This is a genomic window from Blautia sp. MCC283, from assembly GCF_018785565.1.
Taxonomy (GTDB): Bacteria; Bacillota; Clostridia; order Lachnospirales; family Lachnospiraceae; genus Blautia_A.
Genome location: NZ_WQQB01000024.1, coordinates 15,856 through 41,743 on the forward strand (window position 1 = coordinate 15,856; position 25,888 = coordinate 41,743).

The window sequence follows — 25,888 nt, forward strand, 5'->3', positions numbered from 1 at the left end:
TTTTATTTATGATATGTACTTACCGTTTCTTAATCCTCATATCCATTCGGATTCTGGCTCTGCCATTTCCAGGAGTCTGCACACATCTCGCGGATTCCGTTCTCTGCTTTCCAGCCAAGTTCTCTCTCAGCTTTGGATGCATCGGAGTAGCAGGTTGCGATGTCTCCAGGGCGGCGTGCTTTGATCACGTATGGGATCTTAACACCTGTAGCTGCCTCGAAGTTCTTAACAATGTCGAGAACGCTGTAGCCTTTACCTGTTCCAAGGTTGTAAATGCTTAATCCGGATTTATCTTCCAGTTTCTTGAGGGCTTTTACATGGCCTTTGGCAAGGTCTACTACATGGATGTAGTCACGGACGCCTGTTCCGTCCGGTGTATCGTAATCGTTTCCGAATACGCCGAGTTCTTTCAGTTTACCTACTGCAACCTGTGTGATGTATGGCATCAGGTTGTTCGGGATACCGTTCGGGTTCTCACCGATGGTTCCGCTCTTATGAGCACCGATCGGGTTGAAGTAACGAAGAAGAACTACATTCCACTCCGGATCTGCCTTCTGGATATCTGTAAGGATCTGCTCCAGCATGGATTTCGTCCAGCCATATGGGTTGGTGCACTGTCCCTTCGGGCACTCCTCTGTGATCGGGATGATTGCCGGATCTCCGTATACGGTCGCTGAGGAAGAGAAAATAATATTCTTGACATTATGCTTTCTCATCACATCCACAAGTGTCAGGGTTCCTGCGATATTATTCTCATAATATTCCCACGGCTTGGCAACGGATTCACCTACTGCTTTCAGTCCTGCGAAATGAATACAGGAGTCGATCTCTTCTTTGTCAAAAACTTCATTCATTGCGTCGCGGTCCAGGATGTCTGCTTTATAGAATTTCACCGGTTTTCCTGTGATCTTGGATACTCTGTCCAGAGCCTTCTCACTGGAATTACATAAATTGTCAACTACTACAACATCATATCCTGCGTTCTGCAGTTCTACAACGGTATGACTTCCAATGTATCCTGCTCCACCTGTTACTAAAATTGCCATAGTTTTTCTCCTCCTCTACTGGATCTAACTGTTCCTGTTTATTTTAGCACTGTTCCACTGTTTCCACAATAGCTGAAACCCAGGTTTACTACCTGACTTTTCCCATATCTTTGAAAGTTTCTCAGAAATTTCCGGTTAATCCCAAAGTCCCTGCGGATAAAGTCCCTGATCTTTCAGTTTCTGGATTGCCGCAACCACTACCGGTTTGTCTTCTTTATAGGTGACTCCGTACCATTTGTCCTGTGTGGTAAGGACTTTGACGGTTGCTTTCTTTTCTTTTAAAAGTTCATCCACTACAAACGGAAGGAAATATTCACATTTCAGAGGATTCTCCGGAATATTCTTCTGGAGAAATACAGGAAAACGGTTTACTAGCTCTTTCATAAAACCGCCGGTAAAGCCCCACATGTTCATGGATACCGGTGTGTCTCCCGGAAGGCTGGTCCATGTTTTTCCATCGTCTTCTGTGTAGGCTGCTCCGCCGTCACGTTTCTCGATATGAGTTCTCTCATTGATGTCCGCAAGGTAACCGTCCGCATCTGTCTCGCAGACCCCACGGGATACATAGCCGTTGTCTGTCAGTGTATTTTCCAGACGGTAGCCTACCATCATATACTGGGCAGGAACGGTATCCTCCTGTGCCTGGGCCAGAAAATCATATGCCATCTTAAAAGCATGTGTTCCATAATAATCATCTGCATTGATCACCACAAACGGGCCGTCAATAACTTCAGCACAACTTAATACGGCATGTCCCGTTCCCCACGGTTTCACACGTCCTTCCGGAACCTGAAAGCCCTCCGGAATATTATTCAGATCCTGATGGACATACACGATTTCCACCTTATCGCTTAAACGGTCACCGATGGCATCGCGGAAATCCTGCTCGTTTTCTTTTTTTATGATAAATATTACTTTTTTAAAGCCTGCACGTACTGCATCATAAATGGAAAAGTCCATGATGATATGACCTTCCTGATCTACAGGATCGATCTGCTTCAGTCCGCCGTAGCGGCTTCCCATTCCTGCTGCCATTACTACCAGAACCGGCTCTTTCATAATCTTGTTCCTCCTGCTATTTTAGAGATTCGGGGATTTTTCCCCTTACATAGTTCGGGCCGGTCAGATTCTCATCCGGCCGGCCTTTGAACCTCGTTTTATTATACTACACTTCCCCTGGAAATCCTACTGCTTCTTTCCACTTTATCCCCGGGCCTGATCTTTTCCAGGAAAAACAATCTCCATTCTGGTTCCCTCGCCCTGCTCACTTTCCACATGGATCTGTGCATGATGAAGCGTTGCACCATGTTTTACAATGGAAAGGCCAAGTCCTGTTCCTCCGGTCTGTCTGGAATGGCTTTTGTCCACCCTGTAAAAACGCTCAAAGATCCTGCCCTGTTCACTTTTCGGAATGCCGATTCCATCATCTACCACACAGTAAAACGGATTTCCCTTACGGTTTCCGACCATGATACGCACATGACCATTCTGTTCTGTATAGCGCACCGCATTATCCGCAATGTTAAAAAACATCTCATACAGCACATGACGGACACCCTGGATCTTCTCGGAACTTCCTGTAAGCTCCAGGGATATATTTTTCTTTTCCGCTGGATGACGGAGATTGTTCTGTACATCTTCCGCAAGCTCATAAAGGTCCACTTCCTCAAAAGGAACTTCACTGTTGCTTTCATCCAGTCTGGACAGCTGTATGATATCTGCTACCAGATTGGAAAGACGTACCGCCTCATGATAAATCCTTCCGGAAAATTCCTGGACATGATCTGCCGGAACCATTCCGTTCATCATCAGCTCCGCATATCCGGAAATGGACATCAGCGGTGTTTTCAGCTCATGGGATACATTGGCCGAAAATTCTTTCCGGATTTCTTCGGCCTCTTTCAGCTCTTTTACCTGCTGCCGGATCTGACGGTTCTGCTCATCCACCCGCACAAGAAGGGGGCGTAATTCTTCGTAGCACACATTGTTCAGCGGATGCTCCAAGTCCAGATCATTGATCGGTTTGATCAGCTCCCTGGTCTGCCTCTCCACAAACGCAAACTCCAGGATCAGGACCAGTACCATCAGGATTCCAAGAACCGCAAGGCTTGAAATCCAGGTAGAATATACAGAATCTACCGTCTTTCCTACCCTTAAGACATTCCCGTTATCCAGCCGCACCGCATAATAAAAAGTCTTTTTGGCAAATGTCTCGGAATAACGGATACTTTCACTTTTTCCGTCTTTTTCCGCTTCCATAAACTCCGGACGGTTGCTGTGATTTTCCAGTTTTTCCGGGGATGTCTGGGAATCAAAAAGTACGGTTCCGTCTTTTTGGATCAGTGTTACACGGCTGGAGGATACTGCCCGCAGTCTTTTTAAGAGAAACGTATCTCCATATTCTTCCATGCCAAGGCAGATGTACCTGGCCTCCTCGCGGACCCCATTTTGCATGTAAGTGTTGAATTTACTGTAAGTGACTACACTTGCTGCCAGAAAGGTGATCAGGACAGCAAGGACGATCATAATACTTGTATGATTCAGGATCTTTTTTTTCATAAGTGATCTCCGATCCGGTATCCGACTCCGCGCACAGTCTCGATCAGATTTCCTGCCTCACCCAGTTTCTGCCGGAGGGTTCGCACATGTACATCCACCGTTCTTGTCTCACCGTCAAAATCATATCCCCAGACATGACACAGGATCTGATTTCTGGACATAACCAGGCCTTTATTCTCAAGAAGATACTCCAGCAGTTCAAATTCCTTTCTGGTAAGCTCTTTCAATTCGCCCTGATAGCTGACTTCATGACGGGCTACATTAACCCGGAGGTCTTTGCAGTGCAGTTCCCGCTCCTCGTTCTGTCTTGCGCAGCGCCTGAGAACTGCTTTTACCCTGGCTACAAATTCCATCATTCCAAAAGGCTTCGTGATATAATCATCCGCACCGCCCTCCAGACCTTTCACCTTATCAAATTCCGCTTCTTTGGCAGTGACCATGATCACCGGGATATCCCTGGTCCTGGTATCGCTTTTCAGCCGTTTCAGAATATTATATCCATCTTCTCCCGGGAGCATAATGTCCAGAAGGATCAGTTCCGGCAGGCTTTTTTTCATCGCTGCGTCAAACTCCACTCCTGTCTCAAACCCTTCTGCCTCGAATCCGGTTGTCTCCAGGGTATAGACAAGAAGCTCCCGGATGTTTCGTTCATCTTCCACACAGTAGATCATTCCACATCCCTCTCCGTTCGTTACACCGGCTGTTTTTTTGTCAGCCGTATTTTTATTTTTTCTGTTTTCAGTATAACTATTTTCCTTTTACTGCACAAGCCCTGGTTCTCCACACTTTTGCGGATAGCCAGGGCATATGAAAGCCGACATTTCTATCAGCCTTTTATGATTCTGTTTTTTATGCACCAGCGGTTACTGTTTTATCCTTTGCTATTTCTTCGGATAATGTTGGAAGCTGATACTGTCTGCGAATCAGCTCCAGTTCCCGGTAGAATGTTTCATCCGGGCTGTGCTTGATCTGTTTCAGGTGCTGATGCGTATCAAAGGAATCTTCATGCACCTGGGTTACACAGACGCCGATGTTGGAACAGTGGTCTGCCACCCTCTCCAGGCTGGTAGTCACATCAGAAAGGATAAATCCCATTTCAATGGTACATTCTCCTGCGCGAAGTCGCTGGATATGACGGTATTTCAGCTCCTTGCTCAGCTCATCGATCACTTCTTCCAGAGGTTCGATCTCACGGGCCAGCTGTACATCCTGATTTTCGTAAACCTTATAGGCAATATCCACGATATCCTCCACCGCATGTTCCATGACACGAAGTTCCTCCAGAGCTTTTTCGGAGAACTTCAGTCCTTTTTCATGAAGCTCCTGGGCAGATTCCATAATATTCACGCCGTGATCGGAAATCCTTTCAAAATCACCGATACAGTGAAGCATAATGGAAATACTGTGGCTGTCATGCACCGAAAGATCTTTCTGATTCAGTTTTACAAGATAGGTTCCAAGTTCATCCTCGTAACGGTCCACCTTTTTTTCGGATTCCTCTACTGCTTTCTTTCCGTCTGCACTGAAATGCTTCAGAAGATCCAGAGCTGTAAACAGGGTTCTGTGAGAATCCTCCGCCATTTTTTTTGCGGCATTTCGGCTCTGCTCAACTGCAAATGACGGTTTCTCCAGAAAACGGCTCTCCAGGATCATGAAATCCGGATCTGATGCCACAGCTGTCCCGGTTTCTTCTTTTTTGTCCCGGATCGTAAGACAGGCAAGTTTCTCCAGCCATTTTCCAAAAGGAAGCAGAACCAGTGTTGCTGTAATATTAAAGGTACTGTGCAGAATTGCGATTCCCGCCGGTGTTGCAGCCTGTGGCATAAATGAAAAATGCACTGCCGCATTTACCATATAGAATACTGCCATAAAAAGCACAGTTCCGATCAGGTTAAAATACAGATGGATCATTGCCGCACGTTTGGCATTTACATTCGCACCAATGGCAGAAAGAATAGCTGTGATACAGGTTCCGATATTCTGTCCCATGATGATCGGAAGCGCTGCACTGAACGGTACCATTCCGGTAAGGCAAAGTGCCTGCAGGATACCGACAGATGCGGAAGATGACTGAATGATCGCAGTAAGCACCGCACCGGCCACAACTCCCAGCAGAGGATTTGAAAATTTCACAAGCATTCCGGTAAATTCCGGTACATCTGCCAGCGGTTCAACAGCTCCGCTCATGGCACTCATTCCATACATCAGAATTGCAAATCCCACAAAAATGGTTCCCACATCTTTTTTCTTCTGGCTCTTTGTAAACATGATCAGAATTACGCCAACCAGAGCAAGAATCGGTGAAAATGATGTCGGTTTAAAAAGCCGGATAATAAAGTTATCACTCTGGATTCCGGTAAGACTTAAGATCCAGGATGTTACTGTGGTACCGATATTTGCACCCATGATAATTCCCACTACCTGGGAAAGTTTCATGATTCCCGAGTTTACAAAACCTACAACCATAACCGTGGTTGCTGATGAAGACTGGATCACAGCGGTTACACCCATTCCTAGAAGAACCGCTCTGATCGGGCTCGATGTAAGGGTTTCCAGAATACGTTCCAGTTTTCCACCTGCGACTTTCGCAAGTCCGTCTCCCATTAAGTTCATTCCATAAAGGAAAATAGCAAGGCCGCCAAGCAATGCCAGTACGCTGAAAAAGTCCATAATACTCTCCTTCACTTTCTCTTTTAGATATGTTTGATTTCCTTTTTTCTCATTTCAACGTTTTTCATGATAGCGGCCCTTTGTAAAGTTTTCCCCACCGGAATGTAAAATCTATGTAAAAAAATAAGACAAAAGACCTGATTGCAGGTCTTCTGCCTTAGATTCTTTTTCGTGATAATTCTCCGGTAATCCGGATTTTCAGAGAAGTGTCCTATATATCGGACACCGGTTTTCTGTAATTGAAGGCTTCAATCAGAATCCGCGGATCTCCTCATCCTCGGAACCTGTTTTATCGATAGACTTGATCACAAGGTAATAACTGTAATCATCATTGACCTTCACTTCGACCCGGTCACCGACGCGATGTCCCCGAAGTGCTTTTCCAATAGGGGATTCAATGCTGACACGGTTCTCCATGGAATTTCCACGGATGGAAGTGACCAGCTTGTACTTTTCCACTTCATTGTCTTCTTCAAAAAGCACTTCTACGATATCATCCATCCCCACTTCATCATCTCTGGAATCATCGGATACAATGGATGCCGTCTTCAGCATTCTCTCCAGATAACGGATACGGCTCTCGTTCTGGTTCTTATGTTTCTTGGCTGCATAGTACTCAAAGTTCTCACTTAAATCTCCCTGGGCACGTGCTTCCTTAACTGCCTCAATGGCTTCCTTACGGACTACCAGTTTACGGTGTTCGATCTCCTGCTCTATTTTTTCAACATCCTTGCGGGTAAGCTGTTCTCTCATTCTTCTGGCATCTCCTTTTCTTTACAGCATTCAGGCTGATCCTGCATCTGTTCTACACTTCCTGCAGTTCCGTGTCACGGATACAGAATTTCCCGAAAGGTTACCGGAAATACCATAGCAGATACGCCTCACTTTGTCAAACAGCGCAGGCCTGTTCTTCTTCTCTGTGCTGATGCACCCGCTGTTCAATATAACCTGCCATATGTTCCTTGGGAATATCCAGTAGCATGGAAAATTCAGAATAGAGATGATCCTCTGCCAGTTTCAGATACCGTTCATCTGTAGCGGTTGTTTTTTTGCCATGAGATAATCTGGCCTGTTTGCGAATATAGATTGTCTTGATGATCCGGAGAAGATCTCTGCATTCGCAGGTGCGGATACATTTTTTGTAGCTGTCTTCCCTGAATTTTTCGTTCTCAATACTCAGTGTCTCTATGGAAGGAATTTCGTCGATCAGTTTCTCAGCTTCTTCTTTTGTAATGATTCCACGGAGAACCTGTTTCCCGCCTTCCACCGGTGTAAAAATCTTTCCTTCCGTCTCCCCTCCCGGCCTTAATATATAATAAAGTCTCTCCGAGGAGGAACCGTCCATCTTCATTGTAGTAACTCCCGTCACCTGGCAGATTCCGGTACGGCCATACACAACATATTCGCCTGTTTCAAACATTTTTCCACATCCTTTCATTTTTTGCTTTTTCTTCTGTTATCGTGGCGTCTTATTGTGCTCTGTGAGCATTTCAATGTCCCTGAATTGCTCTAATGAAAACTCCCTGCCAGGGTATATATCCGGACAGGGAGCTTCTCACTGAGGATTCTATCCTTATTTTACTACTTTTCCCATTTATTTGCAAAAGAATTCAAAAAACTTTTTTATTTTTGTGAAATATGCTCATAATAGAGAGTTTATACTTTTTGTGCAGTTTTTACAGCCTGTAGCCGGTATTTTTCCGAAAATAAAAGACTGTACACCTTTTTATTTCCCGGTGTACAGTCCGTTCTTTCTGGTATCTGTTATAATTCTTCTTTTTTCTTTCTTCCCAGACGGATATCTTCCATATGAGACTTTAATTCCGGGGTCATGCTGTCAAAGAGATATGTTTTGCTGCTGTCCCGGCGTTCCTGCCATTCTTCCCTCATCTGCTGTTTTGCGGATGCGATCTCCTCTTTAAAACCGCGGGCTGAAATTCTGGCAGCTCCCTGTCCCATGATGATGATCTGTTCCAGGCCATCGGATGTGGCAACTGTCACATTATGTTTCCGTCCGATTTTATGGACAGTACGCTCAATATACTGGTCTGCGGTCTCTGCTTCTCTGGTATAAACCACATGGATGTTATGGTACTGGAAGGTTTCCTCCGGATGGCCTTCCACACGGTAAGCGTCAAATACCAGGATCAGGATACAGCCTTTGATGCCCTGATAATCACTTAATATGTCCATTAAACGGGTCTGGGCCGCATGAAAATCAGCCTGGGCAAGATCTCTTAAATCTTCCCATGCAAAAATAATGTTGCATCCATCTACCAGAAGATAGTCGTCTCTGTGGATGGCAGGATTGCTGTTTCTCCAGGCACCCTGACTGGTTTTCCCCGGAAGTTCTGAAGATTGAGAGCGTTTTCCACTGTTTCCGGAAAAACTGCTGCCGCTTTCCAGATTTCCGAAGCTTCTGCTGTTGCTGTTATATTTCTTCGATTTCACAGGGCCGAAGGTTTTCTCAAAGATTGCCTTCAGCTCTTTCTCCTCTTCGTAGCTTCCATACATCGAAGTATATTTCCCACGGGAGGTTTTTCCTGTCCCATAACTGGTACTGTGTGTATCTTTTCCCTGCACGGAATATCCTCTTCCGGAAGCTTCCGCAGTTCCCGTACTGCTGTCACCGGAATCAGCATACGCATCGTCCCAGTCCTGGATCTCTGCACCGTCCAGATGCATATATTCCTCTACCTCATACCACGGAACCACAAAACCTGCTCCGTGAGCACAGAATACAGATCCCGTAGGATTCTCAAGATCTCTCTCGGAATCATAGCCGATCTCCTGGACGATCTGCTCCTGATCCTGGCATGGTTCATAGCCTTTCAGCGTACAGGTGAGATGGCCTTTTCCTCTTGTGTAGGAAATTACCTGGCTCTGATAATCCCGCATTTTTGCAACCGGTGCACTGCCTGTGATCACAGCCAGTTCTCCCTCTGTCTCCGGTCCCTGGAAGTTTCCCTGCATCCGCTGGATATCGGTCATGGCACGGCCCACATTTTCGGCCGGAAGTTCCAGACGGAAGCTGTAGTATGGTTCCAGAAGAATGGTTTTCGCTTTTTTGAGGCCCTGACGCACTGCACGGTAAGTTGCCTGACGGAAGTCTCCGCCTTCCGTGTGTTTCTGATGTGCCCGTCCGGTAAGAAGAGTGATCTGCATATCGGTGATCGGTGATCCTGTAAGTACACCAAGATGCTCTTTTTCTTCCAGATGGGTGAGGATCAGGCGCTGCCAGTTCCGGTCCAGCTGGTCTTCACTTGCCGCTGTAAAAAACTGCAGCCCGCTTCCTCTTTCTCCCGGTTCCAGAAGAAGATGCACTTCCGCATAATGGCGCAGTGGTTCAAAATGTCCTACGCCTTCCACCGGTGCGGCAATGGTTTCCTTATATACAATATTTCCGGTTCCGAACTCCACAGCCACATGGAAGCGTTCCCAGATGAGATGTTTCAGAATCTCAATCTGCACCTCCCCCATCAGCATGGCATGGATTTCCCCCAACTGCTCATCCCACATAATATGAAGCTGTGGCTCTTCCTCTTCCAGCTCTTTCAGGCTTTTCAGCATCTTGTGGGCATCGCAGCCCTCCGGAAGGATGATCTGATAATTCAGCACCGGCTCCAGAACCGGCATGACAGACTCCCGCTCAACACCCAGGCCCTCTCCCGGATAGGTTTCGGTAAGGCCTGTTACCGCACAGACGGTTCCTGCCTCCGCTTCTTTGAGCATCTCAAACTTCGCACCGGAATAAATACGGATCTGATCCACTTTTTCCTCCCAGATCTCTTCTTCCGGAATTCCTTTTCTCCCTGCATTGGTAAGCGTTTCTTTTACTTTCAGGCTGCCGCCTGTGATCTTCATGTAAGTCAGGCGGTTACCCTGATCATCCCTGGCGATCTTGAAAATTTTTGCACCGAATTCAGATGGGCAAACAGGCGCTGCCATATAGGTTTCCATACCGTGAATGAATGCATCTACGCCTTCCATTTTCAGAGCTGAGCCAAAGAAACAGGGGAAAAGCTTCCGCTCCAGGATCAGCTTTACCACAGCTTTCTTTTTGATAATCCCTGTTTCAAGAAAGTTTTCCAGAAGATTTTCATCACATACGGCGATATTTTCCAGAAAATCATCGGTTCCGTTGATATAGTCGCTTTTTTTGCTGTCTGCAAAACGTCCATCATGATCCATCTGCTTTTCCACTCCGGATTCATTTTCAGGCTCACCGGAAGTTTTCCCGAAGTTATCTACCTGCTGCATGGCTTTCCCGGATTCTTCTGCACCGTGGCACTCCAGTTCTCCACCAAAATCCACACAGTTTCCACTTAATTTCTTCTTCAGCTCCTGAAAAAGCCCCTCTCTGTCTGTTCCGTCCTGATCCATTTTGTTCACAAAAAGAAATGTGGGGATCTTATACTGTTCAAGAAGTCTCCACAGTGTCTGGGTATGGCCCTGCACACCATCCGCTCCGTTGATCACCAGAATCGCATAATCCAACACCTGCAGTGTGCGCTCCATTTCCGCAGAAAAATCCACATGCCCTGGAGTATCCAGAAGCGTCACATTAAACGCTCCCATAGAAAAAACTGCCTGCTTGGAAAAAATGGTAATGCCTCGTTCCCGTTCCAGTTCATACGTATCCAGATATGCGTCTTTATGATCCACACGTCCGATCTTCCGGATCCTTCCGCATTTAAAAAGCAGGCCTTCCGATAAAGTTGTCTTTCCTGCATCTACGTGAGCCAGCACACCCAGGCTTATTTGTTTCTGTTCTTGTATCTTCTGAGGTTTTTCACCCATGAAATACCCCTTTCTTTTCTATCGTAATTACATCATCAGAAAATCTTTGTCGTCCACTTGCTCATATCCCATACTTCATTTACCACATCCTGATAAAATTCCGGCTCATGGCAGATGAGAAGGATACTTCCGCGGTATTCCCGGAGAGCTTTTTTCAGCTCGTCTTTTGCATCCACATCCAGATGGTTGGTGGGCTCATCCAGAAGCAGGATATTGGTATCACGGTTCACCAGTTTGCAGAGACGGACCTTTGCCTGCTCACCACCGCTTAAGACACGGACCTGGCTTTCGATGTGTTTGGTTGTAAGGCCGCATTTTGCCAGTGCGGAACGTACCTCATACTGGGAAAATGACGGGAATTCCTGCCACAGTTCTTCGATACAGGTGGTCTTGTTCTCGCCTTTTACTTCCTGCTCAAAATATCCAATTTCGAGATTTTCTCCCTGCTCCACACTTCCGGAGATCGGTTTGTTCAGGCCAAGAAGGCTTCGTAACAGTGTCGTTTTACCGATACCATTGGTTCCTACCAGGGCAATCTTCTGTCCACGCTCCATGGTAAAATTCAGCGGTTTGGAAAGTGGTTCATCATATCCGATGACCAGATCATGTGTCTCAAAGAGCATCTTGCCCGGTGTGCGTCCATAGCGGAAGTTAAACTCCGGCTTCGGCTTCTCTGCTGCCAGCTCGATCACATCCATCTTGTCCAGTTTCTTCTGGCGGGACATGGCCATATTTCTTGTAGAAACACGTGCCTTGTTTCTTGCTACGAAGTCTTTCAGCTCACTGATCTCCTGCTGCTGTTTTCGGTAGGCAGCCTCCAGCTGTGCCTTCTTAACCACATAGACTTCCTGGAAATGGTCGTAGTCTCCTACGTAACGGTTCAGTTCCTGATTTTCCATGTGATAGATGATATTAACTACAGAATTCAGGAACGGAATATCGTGTGAAATGAGGATAAAGGCGTTTTCATAATCCAGAAGATATCTTTTCAGCCATGCAATGTGTTCCTCATCCAGATAGTTGGTTGGCTCATCCAGAAGCAGGATGTCCGGCTTCTCAAGAAGCAGTTTTGCAAGGAGTACCTTGGTTCTCTGGCCTCCGCTTAAGTCTGTAACATCACGGTCCAGTCCCAGATCCAGAAGTCCCAGTGCCCGGGCAACTTCCTCTACTTTTGCATCAATGGCGTAAAAATCATGAAGTGTCAGTTCGTCCTGGATGGTTCCGAGTTCTTCCATCAGTGCATCCATCTCGTCAGGATCTGCAGTTCCCAGTTTGTCGCAGATCTCGTTCATACGCTCTTCTTTTTTCAGAAGGGGATCAAAAGCAGATTTCAGCACCTGGCCAATGGTCATGCCTTTTTCCAGCACTGCATGCTGATCCAGATAGCCTGCGTGGACATTTTTTGCCCATTCTACTTTTCCTTCATCTGGCATCAGCTTTCCGGTTACGATGCTCATAAATGTGGACTTTCCTTCGCCGTTGGCGCCTACAAGTCCAATGTGTTCTCCCTTCAGAAGACGGAAAGACACGTCTTCAAAAATCGCTCTGTCTCCAAATCCGTGAGTCAGGTGTTCTACATTTAAAATACTCATTTGTTATATTCCTTTATTGTTGTGATTTTTGTATTATATTTGTTTTCCTTTATGCTGCCATCCCGATGGGATCCCTGTTTGCAGGATTCCTTTTTGATGGAGCGGATTTTTCGATGCTATAGTATTATACTTGATATTCTTCTCTGCTGTAAAGCCAAATCTCCGCATCCTCTGTGTTCTCTGGTCTGTCTGTACCTTTTCTCATGAAAATCCCTCACTGACCAGAAAACTCCCCCTGTATAATAATCTTTTTTCCTTGCCAGTTATCACAAAATCGCTTATTCTTATGACAGATAAAAAATCTCATATACATCATATACAAAGGAGGAACGATTTTTATGGCAAAGATCGATCATGCAGCGATCCGTACTTCTTCTTATGAAGATGCACAGAAATTTTTTGAAGATGTTTTTGACATGCATATGTGGCGGGAGATCGGGGAAAAACCAGAGCGCAAATGCTGGTTCCGGGAAGGTATCCAGCTCTGTGAAGTTTCTGCCATCAACACAGATGCAGAGAACGGATATGACCACATTTCCATTGCCGTTGATTCTGTGGAAAAAACAATGGAAAAGATCAAAGCTTATCCGGTAAAGCCGATCAATGACCACTGGTTTTCTCTTCCGGATGGAACAAGGATCGAACTGAAACTGCTGGCTAACTGGAAGGTTAACGACTGATATAGCACGTTAAATCAATATATGGGAGCACTGAAACCAGCTTTCCTTACCTACAGCGTAACTATCTATGGCATAAAAAAAGATCAGATGAGAATGATTTCATTCAACATTCATTCTCACCTGATCTTTTTTATAACTTTATTTTTTACATACTGATGATTCCAAGCACGTTTGCAATGGAACTTAACAGTACAATGATCAGGCAGACAGGTGCCAGATACTTAATAAAAAACTTGTACAGCCCTTTTCTGCGGAATTTCGAAGACTGTTCGATCTCCGCTGCGATCCTGTCATATCCCACAACACGTGTTACCAGGAAACAGGTGGCAAGTGCTGCCAGCGGCATCATCACGGAGTTTGTCATAAAGTCAAAGAAATCCAGGAAATTCATTCCGAATATCTTCAGGAAATCCAGCACTCCATATCCCATGGAAGATGCAGTTCCGACAACAAGCATGATCACTGCCATCAGGATACAGCATTTCGCACGGCCCCAGTGAAGCTCATCCATAAAGGTAGATACGCTTGTCTCCATCAGAGAAACCGCACTGGTCAGTGCCGCAAGAAGAACCAGCACGAAAAAGAGGATTCCTGCGCCGGTTCCTACTCCCATGGTTGCAAAAACCTTCGGCAGTGTGATAAACATCAGCGATGGCCCCGCCTGCAGAGTCTCCGGATTTCCGCCGGAAAAAGCAAACACAGCCGGAATGATCATAAGTCCTGCAAGGATGGCAATCCCTGTGTCAAAGATTTCCACCTGTGTGGTAGACTGTTCCATATCCAGCTTCTTATGCATATAGGAACCATAGGTATATAAGATACCCATTGCAATAGAAAGCGAATAAAACATCTGACCCATGGCTGTCACAACTGTCATCCAGGAAAAATTCTTAAAGTTCGGAATCAGGAAATATTTTACTCCTTCCATAGCTCCTGGCCGTGTCATTGAATAAATGGCAACAATCACAGCCAGAACTACCAGAACCGGCATCATGATCTTTGACATAAGTTCTACGCCATTTTTTACGCCGCCAAGGATGATGGCAAATACCAGCACTGCAAACACCAGAAACCAGGCTTCCACCTGCCAGGAATCCGCAATAAAACTTCCAAAATAACCATCTTCGGAAACCTTCTGCACATTTCCTCTTAAATACTCCACCAGATACTTGATAACCCATCCACCGATGGTGCTGTAATACGGCACGATCAGCATCGGGATCACGGCGTTCAGCCATCCACCGATCTTAAACGGTGCGCTCTTTCCAAAATGTTCAAATGCTCCGACCGGACTCTTACGCGTCATTCTTCCCAACGCTGTCTCCGACATGATCAGCACATATCCAAATGACACGGTCAGCAGGATATAAACCAGCAGGAACATTCCTCCGCCGTACTTCGCCGCCAGGTAAGGAAAACGCCAGATATTTCCCAAACCTACCGCAGATCCGGCAACAGCCAGCACATAACCGATCTTCCCGGAAAAACGTCCCCGCTGATGATGGCTGTGACCGGATTTTTTCACTTCACTCATCCATAAAACCCTCCTTAAATTCCTGTGTAAAAAAAACTCCCACAGGATCGCGCCTATGGGAAGTCCGTATGATAATATAGTATCAAAAAATGGGGGAAATGTCAAAAGAAAGGATAATGTCCTTTTCTTACATAAAAAACCCCAGGAACCATAGGTTCCCAGGGTCTGATGTTCTGATATTCGATATGTCGGTCTGATTATCGCTTGGAGAACTGCGGAGCTCTACGAGCAGCTTTGAGACCGTATTTCTTACGCTCTTTCATACGTGGATCACGTGTAAGGAATCCAGCAGCTTTAAGAGCTGGTCTGTAGTCGTTGTCTGCCTCGAGAAGGGCTCTGGAAAGGCCATGACGGATTGCTCCAGCCTGTCCTGTGTATCCACCGCCGCGAACGTTAACGATCACGTCGAATTTACCCTCTGTCTCTGTTAAAGCCAGTGGCTGACGAACGATAACTTTCAGAGTCTCAAGTCCGAAGTACTCATCGATGTCTCTTTTATTGATAGTGATTTTACCTGTTCCAGGTACCAGGTAAACTCTTGCGATTGATTTCTTTCTTCTTCCTGTTCCGTAGAATTTTGCGCTAGCCAATGTTTTCTACCTCCTATTAAAATGTTAAAACTTCAGGCTTCTGAGCCTCATGTTTGTGCTCTGGTCCTGCGTATACGAAAAGTTTCTTGTTCATAGCTCTTCCAAGAGGTCCTTTCGGAAGCATTCCCTTAACTGCGAGCTCGATAACCTTCTCAGGTTTCTTTGCTAACATTTCTTTTAATGTGGTTTCTTTCATTCCACCAACATAGTCGGAGTGGTTATAATAAATCTTCTGCTCAAGCTTCTTGCCTGTAACTTTGATCTTATCAGCGTTTACAACGATTACATAATCTCCTGTGTCAACGTGCGGTGTAAACTGAGGTTTGTTCTTTCCTCTTAAAACACTTGCAACACCGGATGCCAGACGTCCCAGAGTGCAACCCTCTGCGTCAACTACATACCATTTTCTTTCGATTTTATCCGGATTAGCCATATAAGTCTGCATGGTCCTACCTCCTGTTATTTATCAACGATAATGTCTCTCAAACCGCGGTACTTCCGCGAAAAAAAAGTAAATGGAAACGCGGGTGCAAAATAAATCGCGGAAATGTCCGAAACCGCTGATAAAATGCCGTCGCCGGGGCTATTGGCTCTAGCATCTTCGCACTACGTCACATTGAGTTATTATATTATAAGGTACCTTGGCTGTCAACTGTTTTTTCTTGTAATTTTCAACAAAATTCCTGTTTTCTCACCTTCCGGTAAACTACGATCTGATACAGCACAACGCTGATCCAGCCGATCCCTGTGGCAAAGGCGACAGCCTCAAGCCCCATCCTGCCGATCAGAAGATAGGACAGAACCACACGGATGGAAATATGCAGTGTGCTTCCGATCACCGGAACGGAAATCTTTCCGATTCCACGGAAGAATCCCACCCCTGCGTTTCCGATGAAATTCAGGATGTAAAAGACAGATACCACATTCATATACAGAACTGCATTTTTCATTACAGTTTCTGACGGATTTCCCATAAGAAGCTGTACTGCTCCTCTTGTCAGAGCTGCCTGCAGTGCCGACAAAATGATGACAAATACGATCATCAGCCCAAGCCCCTGATGAAATCCTTTCAGCGCTCTCTTTTTATCTCCTGCGCCACGGTTCTGGGCCACAAATACAGAGATGGCTGTGGAACCGCTGTCTCCGAAGGAATTGGAAAATCCTTCGATCCTGGTGGTCGCCGTATATGCGGAAATGATCTCTGTTCCGCCGGAGTTTACCGCTCCCTGGACCAGCATCTTTCCAATGTAAATGCTGGACTGGTGAAGTGCCGACACAGCACCGAAATTTGCTGTTCTCTTCAGAAGCGGCAGATCCATCCCCATATCTTTCCGTCTGAAGAAGAAAATGGGATGTTTTTTCCTCATGATCCACAGACATACGCCTGCGGAAAAAAGCTGGGCGATCACAGTTGCCAGAGCGGTTCCGGCAGTTCCCATATGCAGTCCCGGTACAAAAGCAACATCCAGTGCCAGATTCATGCACATGGCAATAAAAAGAGTCCACATCGGCGTTTCCGTATCTCCGGCAGCCCGGAGCACTGCAGAGCACCAGTTATAAAGGAAGGTGGCAGGAAGTCCGATAAAAATGATCTGAAGATAAGCCACAACATAAGGCTCTACCTCCGGCGGTGTCTGGATCAGGCCCAGCATCGGATACAGAACCAGAAGGCTTACAATACTCAAAACAATGGTAAAGCCCCCTCCCGCGCTCAGCGAAAGGAAGCTTTCTTTTCGAAGTTTTTCATAATTTTTCTGCCCGTAGAGTTCTGCAAAAATAATGGACATTCCATTACATCCACCATTGAGGATAAAGATAAACAGGTTCATGATACTGCCTGCAACGCCAATGCCTGCAAAGGCTTCTGTTCCCACATATCTTCCCACAATAAAAGAATCTATGGTGTTGTAAAACTGCTGCAGGATATTTCCCAGTACCAGAGGAATGGTCAGTGCGATCAGTTCACTCTTAATATTTCCATGCAGCAGATCCTGCGTATTTTTCATTTCAGTGCCTCTTTTTCGTACCTTTTTCAGAAAAACTCGATTCCCATCAGGGTCAGTCCCTGAGCCGGAGCTGTTGGACCTGCCGCAGCCCGGTCACAGGCTTTGAGGATCTTATCCATCCGTTCCGGAGGATACTGTCCGTTTCCAATCTCGATCAGGGTTCCGGAAATGATACGCACCATATTGTAAAGGAATCCGGTTCCGGAAACACGGATGGTCACCATATCCCCGTCTCTCCACACGTCCATGGAAGTAATCGTTCGGATAGTTGTCTTCACCTGGGCACCGGAACCACAGAAACTGGCAAAATCATGGCGCCCGATCAGATAGGAGGTTGCCTCCTTCATCTTATCCACATCCAGCTTGTAATGATAGAAATACGAATACAGTCTTTCTGTGGGAACCGGGAATTTCCGGTTCAGGATACGGTACTCATATGTTTTTTCACTGTCACAGTAACGGGGATGAAAATCCGGTTCCACCTCTTCAGAAAGCTGGATACGGATATCTTCCGGAAGTCTCTGGTTCAGTGCATAGGAAAATTTTTCCCCGGGGATCCTGGACTCGGTATCAAAAACCGCCACATTTCCAAGAGCATGTACCCCTGCATCTGTACGGCTGGCACCGATGGTCTCAATCTTTTCTCCAAGCAGCTCACTTAAGGTATCGTTTAAGACACCCTGAATGGTCGTTCCGTTTGGCTGTGTCTGCCAGCCGGAATAATGCGTTCCATCGTAAGCCACTACAAGTCCTACTCGTTTCATAAAATAATATACCTCCTGATGCAGACATCTTCTGACACTGCTTATCCATAGCTGAATACTCACAGTCTCACAGGAATCCGCCTGGCTCGGTTACAGTCCCACTACACGGAACACAACACCAACTGCAAGATAGGCCGCAAGGATCACAAATGCAATGTAATCTCTCTTTTCATAATGCAGCGGTTTCATCTGGGTTCTGTGATCGCCGCCATGATAACATCTGGCTTCCATAGCCATGGCAAGGTCATTGGCACGGCGGAACGCGGAAATAAACAGCGGAACAAGAAGGGGTACCATGTTTTTTGCCTTCTGGATCAGGTTTCCGTTTTCGAAATCCGCACCTCTGGCGATCTGTGCCTTCATGATCTTATCGGTCTCCTCCAGAAGGATCGGAATAAAACGAAGGGCAATGGACATCATCATGGCGATCTCATGAACCGGCACACGGATCTTGTTCAGCGGACGGAGAAGTCTCTCCAGACCGTCGGTAAGATGATTCGGTGTGGTAGTCAGCGTCATGATAGATGATCCGATCACAAGATAAACAAGACGGATTGCCATTCTTCCTGCAAGAACAAGGCCTTCCTTTGTAACCTTGATGATTCCGAAACGCCACAGCACTTCACCTGGCGTCAGGATAATGTTGAACACAACGGTGATCAGAAGGATCATCACGATGGCCTTCAGACCTTTGAACATGAATTTCACAGGAACTTTGGAGATTGCAATCATAGCTACCAGAAATAAGGTTGCCACTGCATATCCAAGAAATGTATGGAACAGGAACACAGAGATCAGAAATCCCAGAGTTCCCAGGAATTTGGTCCGTGGGTCCAGTCTGTGAAGAACGGATTTGGCCGGGTAATACTGGCCAATGGTAATATCTCTGATCATTTTTCCGCCCCTCCTTCTTTCAGCAATGGAGAACCTGCCGCTTTCAGCGCAGCAAGAATGCTGTTTCTGGCTTCCTCCACTGTTGTGGCATCTGCATCCACAGAAAGTCCGTGCTCCTTCAGAGCATGCATGATATAAGTGATCTGCGGTGCGGCAAGTCCCATGGTTTCCAGTTCTTTATAATGGGAAAAAACCTTCTTGGGCTCATCATCAAATACCGCTTCTCCGTGGTTCATAACAATGAGACGTTCCACATATTTCGCAATATCTTCCATGCTGTGGGACACCAGAACAATGGTGATTCCTCTCACTTTATGAAGTTCTGCGATCTGGTCCAGGATATCATCCCTGCCTTTCGGGTCAAGGCCTGCTGTAGGCTCATCCAGGATCAGGATCTTCGGATTCATGGCAAGTACGCCTGCGATAGCTACTCGTTTTTTCTGGCCACCGGAAAGCTCGAAAGGAGATTTTTTAAAATTGGACTCTTTTACTCCAACCTGTGTCAGTGCCTGTTTTGCCTCTTTCTCTGCTTCCTCTCTGGAAAGTCCCTGGTTCATGGGACCAAAGCATACATCAGAAAGCACATCGTTTTCAAAGAGCTGATGCTCCGGATACTGGAACACCAGGCCGACTTCACTTCGGAGCTGCTTCCGGTCGTATTTTTCCGCCCACACATCTTCTCCGTTATAGAGAATCTGGCCGGATGTGGGCTGTACCAGTGCGTTCAGATGCTGGATCAGCGTGGATTTTCCGCTTCCTGTGTGTCCGATGATCCCGATAAACTGGCCATCCGGGATCACCAGGCTGACATCTTTCAGCGCATGGCTCTCATAAGCCGTCCCGGGGCTGTAGGTATAGGTTACATTTTTTAATTCGATTGACATAATGCGCTCACCAGCTCCTCTGTAGTCAGTATTCCATCCGGAACATCCACACCGGATTTCTTCAGTTCATATGCAAGAAGTGTCACCTGGGGTACATCCAGGCCGTATTTTTTGAGGGTATCCACCTGGGAAAAGATCTCTTTTGGATTTCCCTGCATCACAACATTTCCACTGTCCATGACATAGACACGGTCTGCATGGATCACTTCCTCCATGTAATGCGTGATCAGGATAACGGTTACTTTTTCCTTACGGTTCAGTTCCCTCACAGCCTCCAGAACTTCTTTCCGTCCGTTGGGGTCCAGCATGGCGGTTGGCTCATCCAGAATGATACATCGCGGACGCATGGCCATCACACCGGCAATGGCTACACGCTGTTTCTGGCCTCCGGAAAGTTTGTTTGGTGACTGATAGCGATAAGCTGTCATGCCAACTTTTTCCAGGCTGTCATTCACCCGTTTCCAGATATCATCCGTAGGGATTCCCATATTTTCCGGGCCAAACCCCACATCTTCTTCCACAACAGTTCCTATGATCTGGTTGTCCGGATTCTGAAATACCATTCCAGCCTTCTGGCGTACTTTCCAGAGTTTGGTCTCTCTGGCAGTATCGATCCCGTCCACCAGCATGGTTCCCTCTGTTGGGATCAGAAGCGCATTCATATGCTTCGCCAGTGTGGATTTTCCAGAGCCGTTATGTCCCAGAACTGCCACAAATTCTCCTGCTTCAATGTCCAGGTTTACATCATTGACTGCACGCTGCATGTCTACCACATTGCCATCGTCATCATATCTCTGATAGTCAAATCCCAGCTTGAGCGCCTTGATAATTCCCATCTTTTTGTTCTCCTTAATCCTCTGTAGCTGCCGGTTCAGCAAGTCCGGTCAACTCGTCGATCAGTGCCCATATCTCGTCTCTTCCCTGCTTGGTTTCTGCAGAAAAAGGAAGGATTTTTCCTTCTTTCGGAAGGCCCAATCCAATACGGATCTCCTTGAGGCTTTTTGCCACCTGGCTGCGTTTCAGCTTGTCAAGTTTGGTTGCGATGATCACCGGTTCATATCCGTTGTGGCAGATCCAGTCATACATCTGCTTGTCATTGGCAGAAGGTTTGTGGCGGATATCCACCAGAAGAAAAACTGCCCGGAGCTCTTTGGAATTATGAAGATAGCCCTCGATCATTTTTCCCCATTTTTCCTTCTCTGCCGCGGAGACTTTGGCGTAGCCGTAGCCTGGCAGGTCTACGAGATACATTGCTTCATTGATATTATAAAAATTGATGGTCTGTGTTTTTCCAGGCTGTGCACTGGTCCTTGCCAGGGCCTTGCGGTTCATCAGACCATTGATCAGGGAGGATTTCCCTACATTTGATTTTCCCGCAAAAGCTACCTCCGGCCTTCCTGTGTCCGGGATCTTGCTTGTGATTCCGCAGACAATATCCAGTGATACGTTTTTGATTACCATTCGTTGTTCCTCCCTTTTCTCGGAAAAGCCCTGTCCTGAAAAACAGGGCAGGGTTTTTTCTGTTTTTGTCTATGCAAGAGCTTCACCAAGAACTTCTTTCATATTGTCCACAAACTGGATATTCAGCCCCTGGATGATCTCTTTATCCATCTCCTCAATATCCGGACGGTTTTTCTCCGGAACAAGGACTTCTTTTATCTTTGCGTATTTGGCTGCAAGCAGCTTCTCTTTCAGTCCACCGATCGGAAGCACGCGGCCTCTTAAGGTGATCTCACCGGTCATGGCAAGATCCGCACGCACCGGTTTTTCGATAATTGCGGACAGCATGGCAGTTGCCATGGTTATACCTGCGGACGGGCCGTCTTTTGGAACAGCACCTTCCGGGATATGTACATGCATATCATGTTTCTGGAAAAATTCCGGATCGATCTTATACTGATCTGCTACAGAACGGATATAGCTGATGCCTGCCTGTGCAGATTCTTTCATCACATCGCCCAACTGTCCGGTGAGAAGCAGTTCTCCTTTTCCAGGCATGATGTTGACCTCGATCTGAAGGGTATCGCCGCCTACCTGTGTCCAGGCAAGGCCACGGGCAATTCCGATCTCATCCTTCTCATTGGCCATCAGATAGTTATATCGTTCTTTGCCAAGGAATTTGGAGATATTTCTGGATGTGACCACAACTTTATCCTTGCCTTCTTCCATAAGCGCACGTGCGGTCTTCCGGCAGATGCGTCCGATATTTCTCTCCAGGGAACGGACTCCGGCTTCCTTGGTATAGTTGTTGATCAACTTACCGAGAGCTGCCGGCTGGATCACCAGTTTTCCTTCCGGAATCCCGTTGATCTCCATCTGTTTCGGAATCAGATGTTCCCTTGCAATATGTTCCTTCTCATTCTCCGTATAGCCTGGAATTTCCATCAGTTCCATACGGTCAAGAAGAGGTCTCGGGATTCCCTGTACGTCATTGGCCGTTGCAATAAACAGTACTTCGGAAAGATCCTGAGGGATCTCCACATAGTGATCGTTGAACTTACTGTTCTGCTCCGGATCAAGGACTTCCAGAAGTGCCGCAGAAGTGTCTCCCTTATAGTCACTGCTGGTCTTGTCGATCTCGTCAAGAAGCATCAGCGGATTGCTGACTCCGGCTTCTTTCAATGCAACCGTGATCCTTCCGGGCATGGCGCCGACGTAGGTCTTTCTGTGTCCACGGATCTCCGCTTCATCACGGACACCGCCGAGACAGATGCGGACGTATTTTTTGTTCATGGCCTCCGCCACAGAACGGGCAATGGAAGTTTTTCCGGTTCCGGGAGGTCCCACCAGGCAGAGGATCGGGCTCTTTCCCTTGTGGGTCAGTTTCCGGACCGCAAGAAATTCCATGATACGCTCTTTAACATCTTTCAGTCCGTAGTGGCCTTCTTCCAGTACTTTCCATGCATTCTCAAGATCCTCGGAATCCTCGGATTTCTTATTCCACGGAAGTGCAAGAACAGTCTCCAGATAGCCTCTCTGTACCGTTGCCTCCGCTGCACTGGCTGCCATTCCTTTAAAACGGCTGATCTCCTTGGAAATCTTCTCTTTTACTTCATCGGATGCATCCAGCTCTTTCAGCTGTTTCTTAAACTCCTCGATATCATCTGCAGTATTATCCTCACCCAGTTCTTCACGGATAGTTTTGAGCTGTTCACGGAGGATATACTCTCTCTGATTCTTATCAATATGGGATTTCACCTTGCGCTGGAGATCTTTGGTGATATGGATCACTTCGATCTCGCTGCCAAGAAGTGCTCCCAGGATCTCATAACGGTCATTCAGAGACACTGCTTCCAGAAGCTTCTGCTTGTTCTGATAGGACATCGGAAGGTTCACCGCAATCTGGTCGATGGTCTCCTTAACATCCTCAATGGTCATGATCTGTGTTACCAGATCTTTGCTTATCTTTCCGCTCTCTCTGCAATATCTCTGGAAAAGTTCCCGGATGCTGCGAAGCATGGCATCTTTCACCGGTTCCGGATACTCCTCTTCCTGGGCGGTAACGATCTCACATTCCGCTTTCAGGTAGGGTTCTTCCTGCTCCAGGCTCAGTATTTCAGCTCTGTCCAGTCCTTCTACCAGAACCCGGTAAAGATCCTGCGGAAGTTTCACCACCTGCTTGATGTATGCAATGGTTCCTACCCGATACAGATCATCAAGTTCCGGTGTTTCCACTTCCGGGTCCTTCTGTGTCAGCAGAAAGACCTTCTGGTCATGGAGCATGGCTGCCTCCACGGCACGGATGGATTTCTCTCTGCTCACATCAAAGTGTACGATCATCTCCGGAAGGACCGTAGTCCCACGTAGAGCAATCATTGGCATTATATTGACCTGATTTGTCATTTATGTCATTCCCTTCATCAAGCTGTTTCCGGCTTGCCTTTCTTTCTCGAACGGGATGTTTTGTGTCCTGCTTTCTTGGCAGGAGACTTGGCCTCCCCGTGGATGATCTCCGGCTCTCCGGTTCCCTCCACTGCCTCTTTTGTGACGATACATTTACGGATGGTATCGTCAGAAGGTGTCTTGTACATCAGATCCATCAGGGTATGCTCCATGATGGCACGAAGTCCTCTGGCACCTGTTTTTCTCTCAAGAGATTTCCGGGCAACTGTCTCAAGTGCCTCATCCTGGAACTCAAGTTCCACACCGTCCAGCTCAAAAAGCTTGTCATACTGCTTGGTGAGGGAGTTCTTAGGCTCTTTTAAGATTCGGATCAGTGCTTCTTCATCCAGGGAATCCAGTGTCACAACAACCGGAACTCGTCCGATAAACTCCGGGATCAGACCGAATTTGATAAAGTCTTCCGGCATAACTTCTTTCAGGACTTCGCCTACATTGCGGTCTTCCTTCTCAGAAACCTCTGCTCCAAAACCAATGGACTTGGTATCCTGTCTTGCCTCGATGATCTTCTCCAGTCCGTCAAAAGCACCACCGCAGATGAACAGGATGTTTGTCGTATCGATCTGGATAAACTCCTGATGCGGATGCTTTCTTCCGCCCTGCGGCGGAACACTTGCAACGGTTCCTTCCAGGATCTTCAGAAGTGCCTGCTGTACGCCCTCACCGGACACATCTCTGGTAATGGAAGTGTTCTCGGATTTTCTTGTGATCTTGTCGATCTCATCAATATAGATGATTCCGTACTGCGCACGTTCAATATCGTAATCTGCTGCCTGAATGATCTTCAGAAGAATATTCTCAACATCCTCGCCAACATAGCCTGCCTCTGTGAGAGTAGTGGCATCTGCGATGGCAAAAGGAACATTCAGAAGTCTCGCCAGTGTCTGTGCAAGAAGTGTCTTACCGGAACCTGTAGGACCAAGCATCAGGATATTACTCTTCTGCAGCTCAACGTCCAGATTTCTGGAAGCAAGAATTCTCTTGTAATGATTGTAAACAGCCACAGAAAGTGCCTTCTTGGCATCGTCCTGACCAATGACATATTCATCCAGGATACTGTGGATCTCTTCCGGTTTCAGAAGGTTGATCCCTGTTTCGTAATCTGCTTCATGATCATACATATTGAATTCTTCTTCCATGATCTCGGAACAGATACCGATACATTCATCACAAATATACGCTCCATCCGGACCTGCGATCAGTTTCCGTACCTGGTCTTCGGTCTTATGGCAAAAGGAGCATCTTACCTTTCCTTCTCTTACTTTATCTGCCATATCTTTTTGTTTCCTTTCTAAACGTAAATGTCCGTCTCCCGCAGACATTTAAAATTCCTTTTTAAAGCAAGATAAGACTCCTGTGTCTTTACAGGAGTCTTTTCTTACGCATTATTTGTGGACTACAACACCATCGATCAGACCATATGCCTTCGCTTCTTCTGCTGTCATATAGTTATCACGGTCAGTATCTTTCTCCACAATCTCAAGAGGCTGTCCGGTATTCGCGGAAAGAATTTCGTTCAGCTTCTTTTTGGTTTTTGCGATCTGGTCAGCTACGATCTGGATCTCTGTAGCCTGCCCCTGTGCACCGCCTGATGGCTGGTGGATCATGATCGTTGAATTCGGCAGTGCGTATCTCTTGCCTTTGGCACCGGAAGACAGGAGGAAAGCTCCCATGCTGGCTGCCATTCCAAGGCAGATTGTAGATACATCACACTTGATATACTGCATCGTATCATAGATCGCCATTCCGGCAGTTACAGAACCACCCGGACTGTTGATATAAAGCTGGATATCCTTGGAAGGATCTTCTGCTTCCAGGAAGAGAAGCTGTGCAACGATCAGGTTCGCACTGACATCGTTAACCTCTTCTCCAAGGAAAATGATTCGGTCCTTAAGAAGTCTTGAATAGATATCGTAACTTCTTTCTCCTCTGCTGGTCTGCTCAATGACGTAAGGTACTAAACTCATTT

General features: G+C 46.6%; 22 protein-coding genes. 1 reads left to right on the top strand and 21 read right to left on the bottom strand.

Going from position 1 to position 25,888, the window contains the following annotated elements; genetic code table 11:
• Positions 1–29 precede the first annotated feature (29 nt).
• From galE to GPK81_RS07400, 9 genes are all read right to left on the bottom strand, one after another.
• The gene (gene galE, locus GPK81_RS07360) at positions 30–1,046 is read right to left on the bottom strand and encodes a UDP-glucose 4-epimerase GalE (RefSeq protein ID WP_118061961.1); all 1,017 of its coding nucleotides are present in this window, start codon (positions 1,044–1,046) and stop codon (positions 30–32) included.
• Between the two features lie 135 nt (positions 1,047–1,181).
• Positions 1,182–2,105: a sugar phosphate nucleotidyltransferase gene (locus GPK81_RS07365; protein WP_021977830.1), complete on the bottom strand. Its 924-nt coding sequence runs from the start codon at positions 2,103–2,105 to the stop codon at positions 1,182–1,184.
• Positions 2,106–2,249: 144 nt separating this feature from the next.
• Entirely contained in the window at positions 2,250–3,605 is a 1,356-nt protein-coding gene (locus GPK81_RS07370) for a sensor histidine kinase (protein WP_215706807.1), read from the bottom strand.
• Positions 3,602–4,276, bottom strand: coding sequence for a winged helix-turn-helix domain-containing protein (locus GPK81_RS07375; RefSeq protein ID WP_021977828.1), 675 nt, complete (start codon positions 4,274–4,276; stop codon positions 3,602–3,604). Before GPK81_RS07375 ends, GPK81_RS07370 begins: the two co-directional genes overlap by 4 nt.
• A 178-nt stretch (positions 4,277–4,454) precedes the next feature.
• Positions 4,455–6,275: a Na/Pi cotransporter family protein gene (locus tag GPK81_RS07380; RefSeq protein WP_215706808.1), complete on the bottom strand. Its 1,821-nt coding sequence runs from the start codon at positions 6,273–6,275 to the stop codon at positions 4,455–4,457.
• Between the two features lie 252 nt (positions 6,276–6,527).
• Positions 6,528–7,028, bottom strand: a complete 501-nt coding sequence (greA, locus tag GPK81_RS07385; protein ID WP_021977826.1) for a transcription elongation factor GreA — start codon at positions 7,026–7,028, stop codon at positions 6,528–6,530.
• A gap of 136 nt (positions 7,029–7,164) precedes the next feature.
• Entirely contained in the window at positions 7,165–7,695 is a 531-nt protein-coding gene (locus GPK81_RS07390) for a CarD family transcriptional regulator (protein WP_021977825.1), read from the bottom strand.
• 344 nt (positions 7,696–8,039) lie between these two features.
• Positions 8,040–11,075 carry a translation factor GTPase family protein gene (locus GPK81_RS07395; RefSeq protein WP_215706809.1) on the bottom strand — a complete coding sequence of 1,012 codons (3,036 nt, stop codon included), beginning with the start codon at positions 11,073–11,075 and terminating at the stop codon, positions 8,040–8,042.
• Between the two features lie 35 nt (positions 11,076–11,110).
• Positions 11,111–12,667: an ABC-F family ATP-binding cassette domain-containing protein gene (locus tag GPK81_RS07400; protein ID WP_021977823.1), complete on the bottom strand. Its 1,557-nt coding sequence runs from the start codon at positions 12,665–12,667 to the stop codon at positions 11,111–11,113.
• A 338-nt stretch (positions 12,668–13,005) separates the two neighbouring features.
• On the opposite strand from GPK81_RS07400, the gene GPK81_RS07405 reads away from it, so the two are divergent.
• Positions 13,006–13,347, top strand: a complete 342-nt coding sequence (locus GPK81_RS07405; protein ID WP_021977822.1) for a VOC family protein — start codon at positions 13,006–13,008, stop codon at positions 13,345–13,347.
• A 145-nt stretch (positions 13,348–13,492) separates the two neighbouring features.
• Here GPK81_RS07405 and GPK81_RS07410 read toward each other — a convergent pair whose 3' ends face one another.
• The 12 genes from GPK81_RS07410 to clpP all read right to left on the bottom strand — a co-directional run bounded on the left by GPK81_RS07410 (position 13,493) and on the right by clpP (position 25,886).
• Positions 13,493–14,881: a sodium-dependent transporter gene (locus GPK81_RS07410; RefSeq protein WP_215706810.1), complete on the bottom strand. Its 1,389-nt coding sequence runs from the start codon at positions 14,879–14,881 to the stop codon at positions 13,493–13,495.
• 197 nt (positions 14,882–15,078) lie between these two features.
• On the bottom strand, positions 15,079–15,471 hold the full coding sequence (gene rpsI / locus GPK81_RS07415) for a 30S ribosomal protein S9 (RefSeq protein ID WP_021977820.1): 393 nt from the start codon (positions 15,469–15,471) through the stop codon (positions 15,079–15,081).
• A 16-nt stretch (positions 15,472–15,487) separates the two neighbouring features.
• Positions 15,488–15,916: a 50S ribosomal protein L13 gene (gene rplM / locus GPK81_RS07420; protein WP_021650595.1), complete on the bottom strand. Its 429-nt coding sequence runs from the start codon at positions 15,914–15,916 to the stop codon at positions 15,488–15,490.
• Positions 15,917–16,142: 226 nt separating this feature from the next.
• Entirely contained in the window at positions 16,143–17,477 is a 1,335-nt protein-coding gene (locus GPK81_RS07425) for an MATE family efflux transporter (RefSeq protein WP_215706811.1), read from the bottom strand.
• A 26-nt stretch (positions 17,478–17,503) separates the two neighbouring features.
• A complete protein-coding gene (gene truA, locus GPK81_RS07430) occupies positions 17,504–18,241 on the bottom strand; it encodes a tRNA pseudouridine(38-40) synthase TruA (protein WP_118061981.1) in 738 nt (245 codons plus the stop codon).
• Between the two features lie 90 nt (positions 18,242–18,331).
• The gene (locus tag GPK81_RS07435) at positions 18,332–19,135 is read right to left on the bottom strand and encodes an energy-coupling factor transporter transmembrane component T family protein (RefSeq protein WP_177290350.1); all 804 of its coding nucleotides are present in this window, start codon (positions 19,133–19,135) and stop codon (positions 18,332–18,334) included.
• Positions 19,132–20,019, bottom strand: a complete 888-nt coding sequence (locus GPK81_RS07440) for an energy-coupling factor transporter ATPase (protein ID WP_177290349.1) — start codon at positions 20,017–20,019, stop codon at positions 19,132–19,134. The genes GPK81_RS07435 and GPK81_RS07440 overlap by 4 nt, the downstream gene beginning before the upstream one ends.
• Positions 20,004–20,855: an energy-coupling factor transporter ATPase gene (locus tag GPK81_RS07445; protein ID WP_021977815.1), complete on the bottom strand. Its 852-nt coding sequence runs from the start codon at positions 20,853–20,855 to the stop codon at positions 20,004–20,006. The genes GPK81_RS07440 and GPK81_RS07445 overlap by 16 nt, the downstream gene beginning before the upstream one ends.
• A gap of 13 nt (positions 20,856–20,868) precedes the next feature.
• Entirely contained in the window at positions 20,869–21,480 is a 612-nt protein-coding gene (gene yihA / locus GPK81_RS07450; protein WP_021977814.1) for a ribosome biogenesis GTP-binding protein YihA/YsxC, read from the bottom strand.
• 69 nt (positions 21,481–21,549) lie between these two features.
• A complete protein-coding gene (gene lon, locus GPK81_RS07455; protein ID WP_021977813.1) occupies positions 21,550–23,862 on the bottom strand; it encodes an endopeptidase La in 2,313 nt (770 codons plus the stop codon).
• 17 nt (positions 23,863–23,879) lie between these two features.
• Complete coding sequence (clpX, locus tag GPK81_RS07460; RefSeq protein ID WP_118062065.1) at positions 23,880–25,193, bottom strand: ATP-dependent Clp protease ATP-binding subunit ClpX; 1,314 nt, start codon at positions 25,191–25,193, stop codon at positions 23,880–23,882.
• A gap of 111 nt (positions 25,194–25,304) precedes the next feature.
• A complete protein-coding gene (clpP, locus tag GPK81_RS07465) occupies positions 25,305–25,886 on the bottom strand; it encodes an ATP-dependent Clp endopeptidase proteolytic subunit ClpP (protein WP_021977811.1) in 582 nt (193 codons plus the stop codon).
• Between the last annotated feature and the right edge of the window lie 2 nt (positions 25,887–25,888).

Excerpts from the sequence above, each read along its gene's own strand:
- galE (WP_118061961.1), bottom strand. The coding sequence starts at position 1,046 with ATGGCAATTTTAGTAACAGGTGGAGCAGGATACATTGGAAGTCATACC.
- GPK81_RS07365 (WP_021977830.1), bottom strand. The coding sequence starts at position 2,105 with ATGAAAGAGCCGGTTCTGGTAGTAATGGCAGCAGGAATGGGAAGCCGC.
- GPK81_RS07370 (WP_215706807.1), bottom strand. The coding sequence starts at position 3,605 with ATGAAAAAAAAGATCCTGAATCATACAAGTATTATGATCGTCCTTGCT.
- GPK81_RS07375 (WP_021977828.1), bottom strand. The coding sequence starts at position 4,276 with ATGATCTACTGTGTGGAAGATGAACGAAACATCCGGGAGCTTCTTGTC.
- GPK81_RS07380 (WP_215706808.1), bottom strand. The coding sequence starts at position 6,275 with ATGGACTTTTTCAGCGTACTGGCATTGCTTGGCGGCCTTGCTATTTTC.
- greA (WP_021977826.1), bottom strand. The coding sequence starts at position 7,028 with ATGAGAGAACAGCTTACCCGCAAGGATGTTGAAAAAATAGAGCAGGAG.
- GPK81_RS07390 (WP_021977825.1), bottom strand. The coding sequence starts at position 7,695 with ATGTTTGAAACAGGCGAATATGTTGTGTATGGCCGTACCGGAATCTGC.
- GPK81_RS07395 (WP_215706809.1), bottom strand. The coding sequence starts at position 11,075 with ATGGGTGAAAAACCTCAGAAGATACAAGAACAGAAACAAATAAGCCTG.
- GPK81_RS07400 (WP_021977823.1), bottom strand. The coding sequence starts at position 12,667 with ATGAGTATTTTAAATGTAGAACACCTGACTCACGGATTTGGAGACAGA.
- GPK81_RS07405 (WP_021977822.1), top strand. The coding sequence starts at position 13,006 with ATGGCAAAGATCGATCATGCAGCGATCCGTACTTCTTCTTATGAAGAT.
- GPK81_RS07410 (WP_215706810.1), bottom strand. The coding sequence starts at position 14,881 with ATGAGTGAAGTGAAAAAATCCGGTCACAGCCATCATCAGCGGGGACGT.
- rplM (WP_021650595.1), bottom strand. The coding sequence starts at position 15,916 with ATGCAGACTTATATGGCTAATCCGGATAAAATCGAAAGAAAATGGTAT.
- GPK81_RS07425 (WP_215706811.1), bottom strand. The coding sequence starts at position 17,477 with ATGAAAAATACGCAGGATCTGCTGCATGGAAATATTAAGAGTGAACTG.
- truA (WP_118061981.1), bottom strand. The coding sequence starts at position 18,241 with ATGAAACGAGTAGGACTTGTAGTGGCTTACGATGGAACGCATTATTCC.
- GPK81_RS07435 (WP_177290350.1), bottom strand. The coding sequence starts at position 19,135 with ATGATCAGAGATATTACCATTGGCCAGTATTACCCGGCCAAATCCGTT.
- GPK81_RS07440 (WP_177290349.1), bottom strand. The coding sequence starts at position 20,019 with ATGTCAATCGAATTAAAAAATGTAACCTATACCTACAGCCCCGGGACG.
- GPK81_RS07445 (WP_021977815.1), bottom strand. The coding sequence starts at position 20,855 with ATGGGAATTATCAAGGCGCTCAAGCTGGGATTTGACTATCAGAGATAT.
- yihA (WP_021977814.1), bottom strand. The coding sequence starts at position 21,480 with ATGGTAATCAAAAACGTATCACTGGATATTGTCTGCGGAATCACAAGC.
- lon (WP_021977813.1), bottom strand. The coding sequence starts at position 23,862 with ATGACAAATCAGGTCAATATAATGCCAATGATTGCTCTACGTGGGACT.
- clpX (WP_118062065.1), bottom strand. The coding sequence starts at position 25,193 with ATGGCAGATAAAGTAAGAGAAGGAAAGGTAAGATGCTCCTTTTGCCAT.
- clpP (WP_021977811.1), bottom strand. The coding sequence starts at position 25,886 with ATGAGTTTAGTACCTTACGTCATTGAGCAGACCAGCAGAGGAGAAAGA.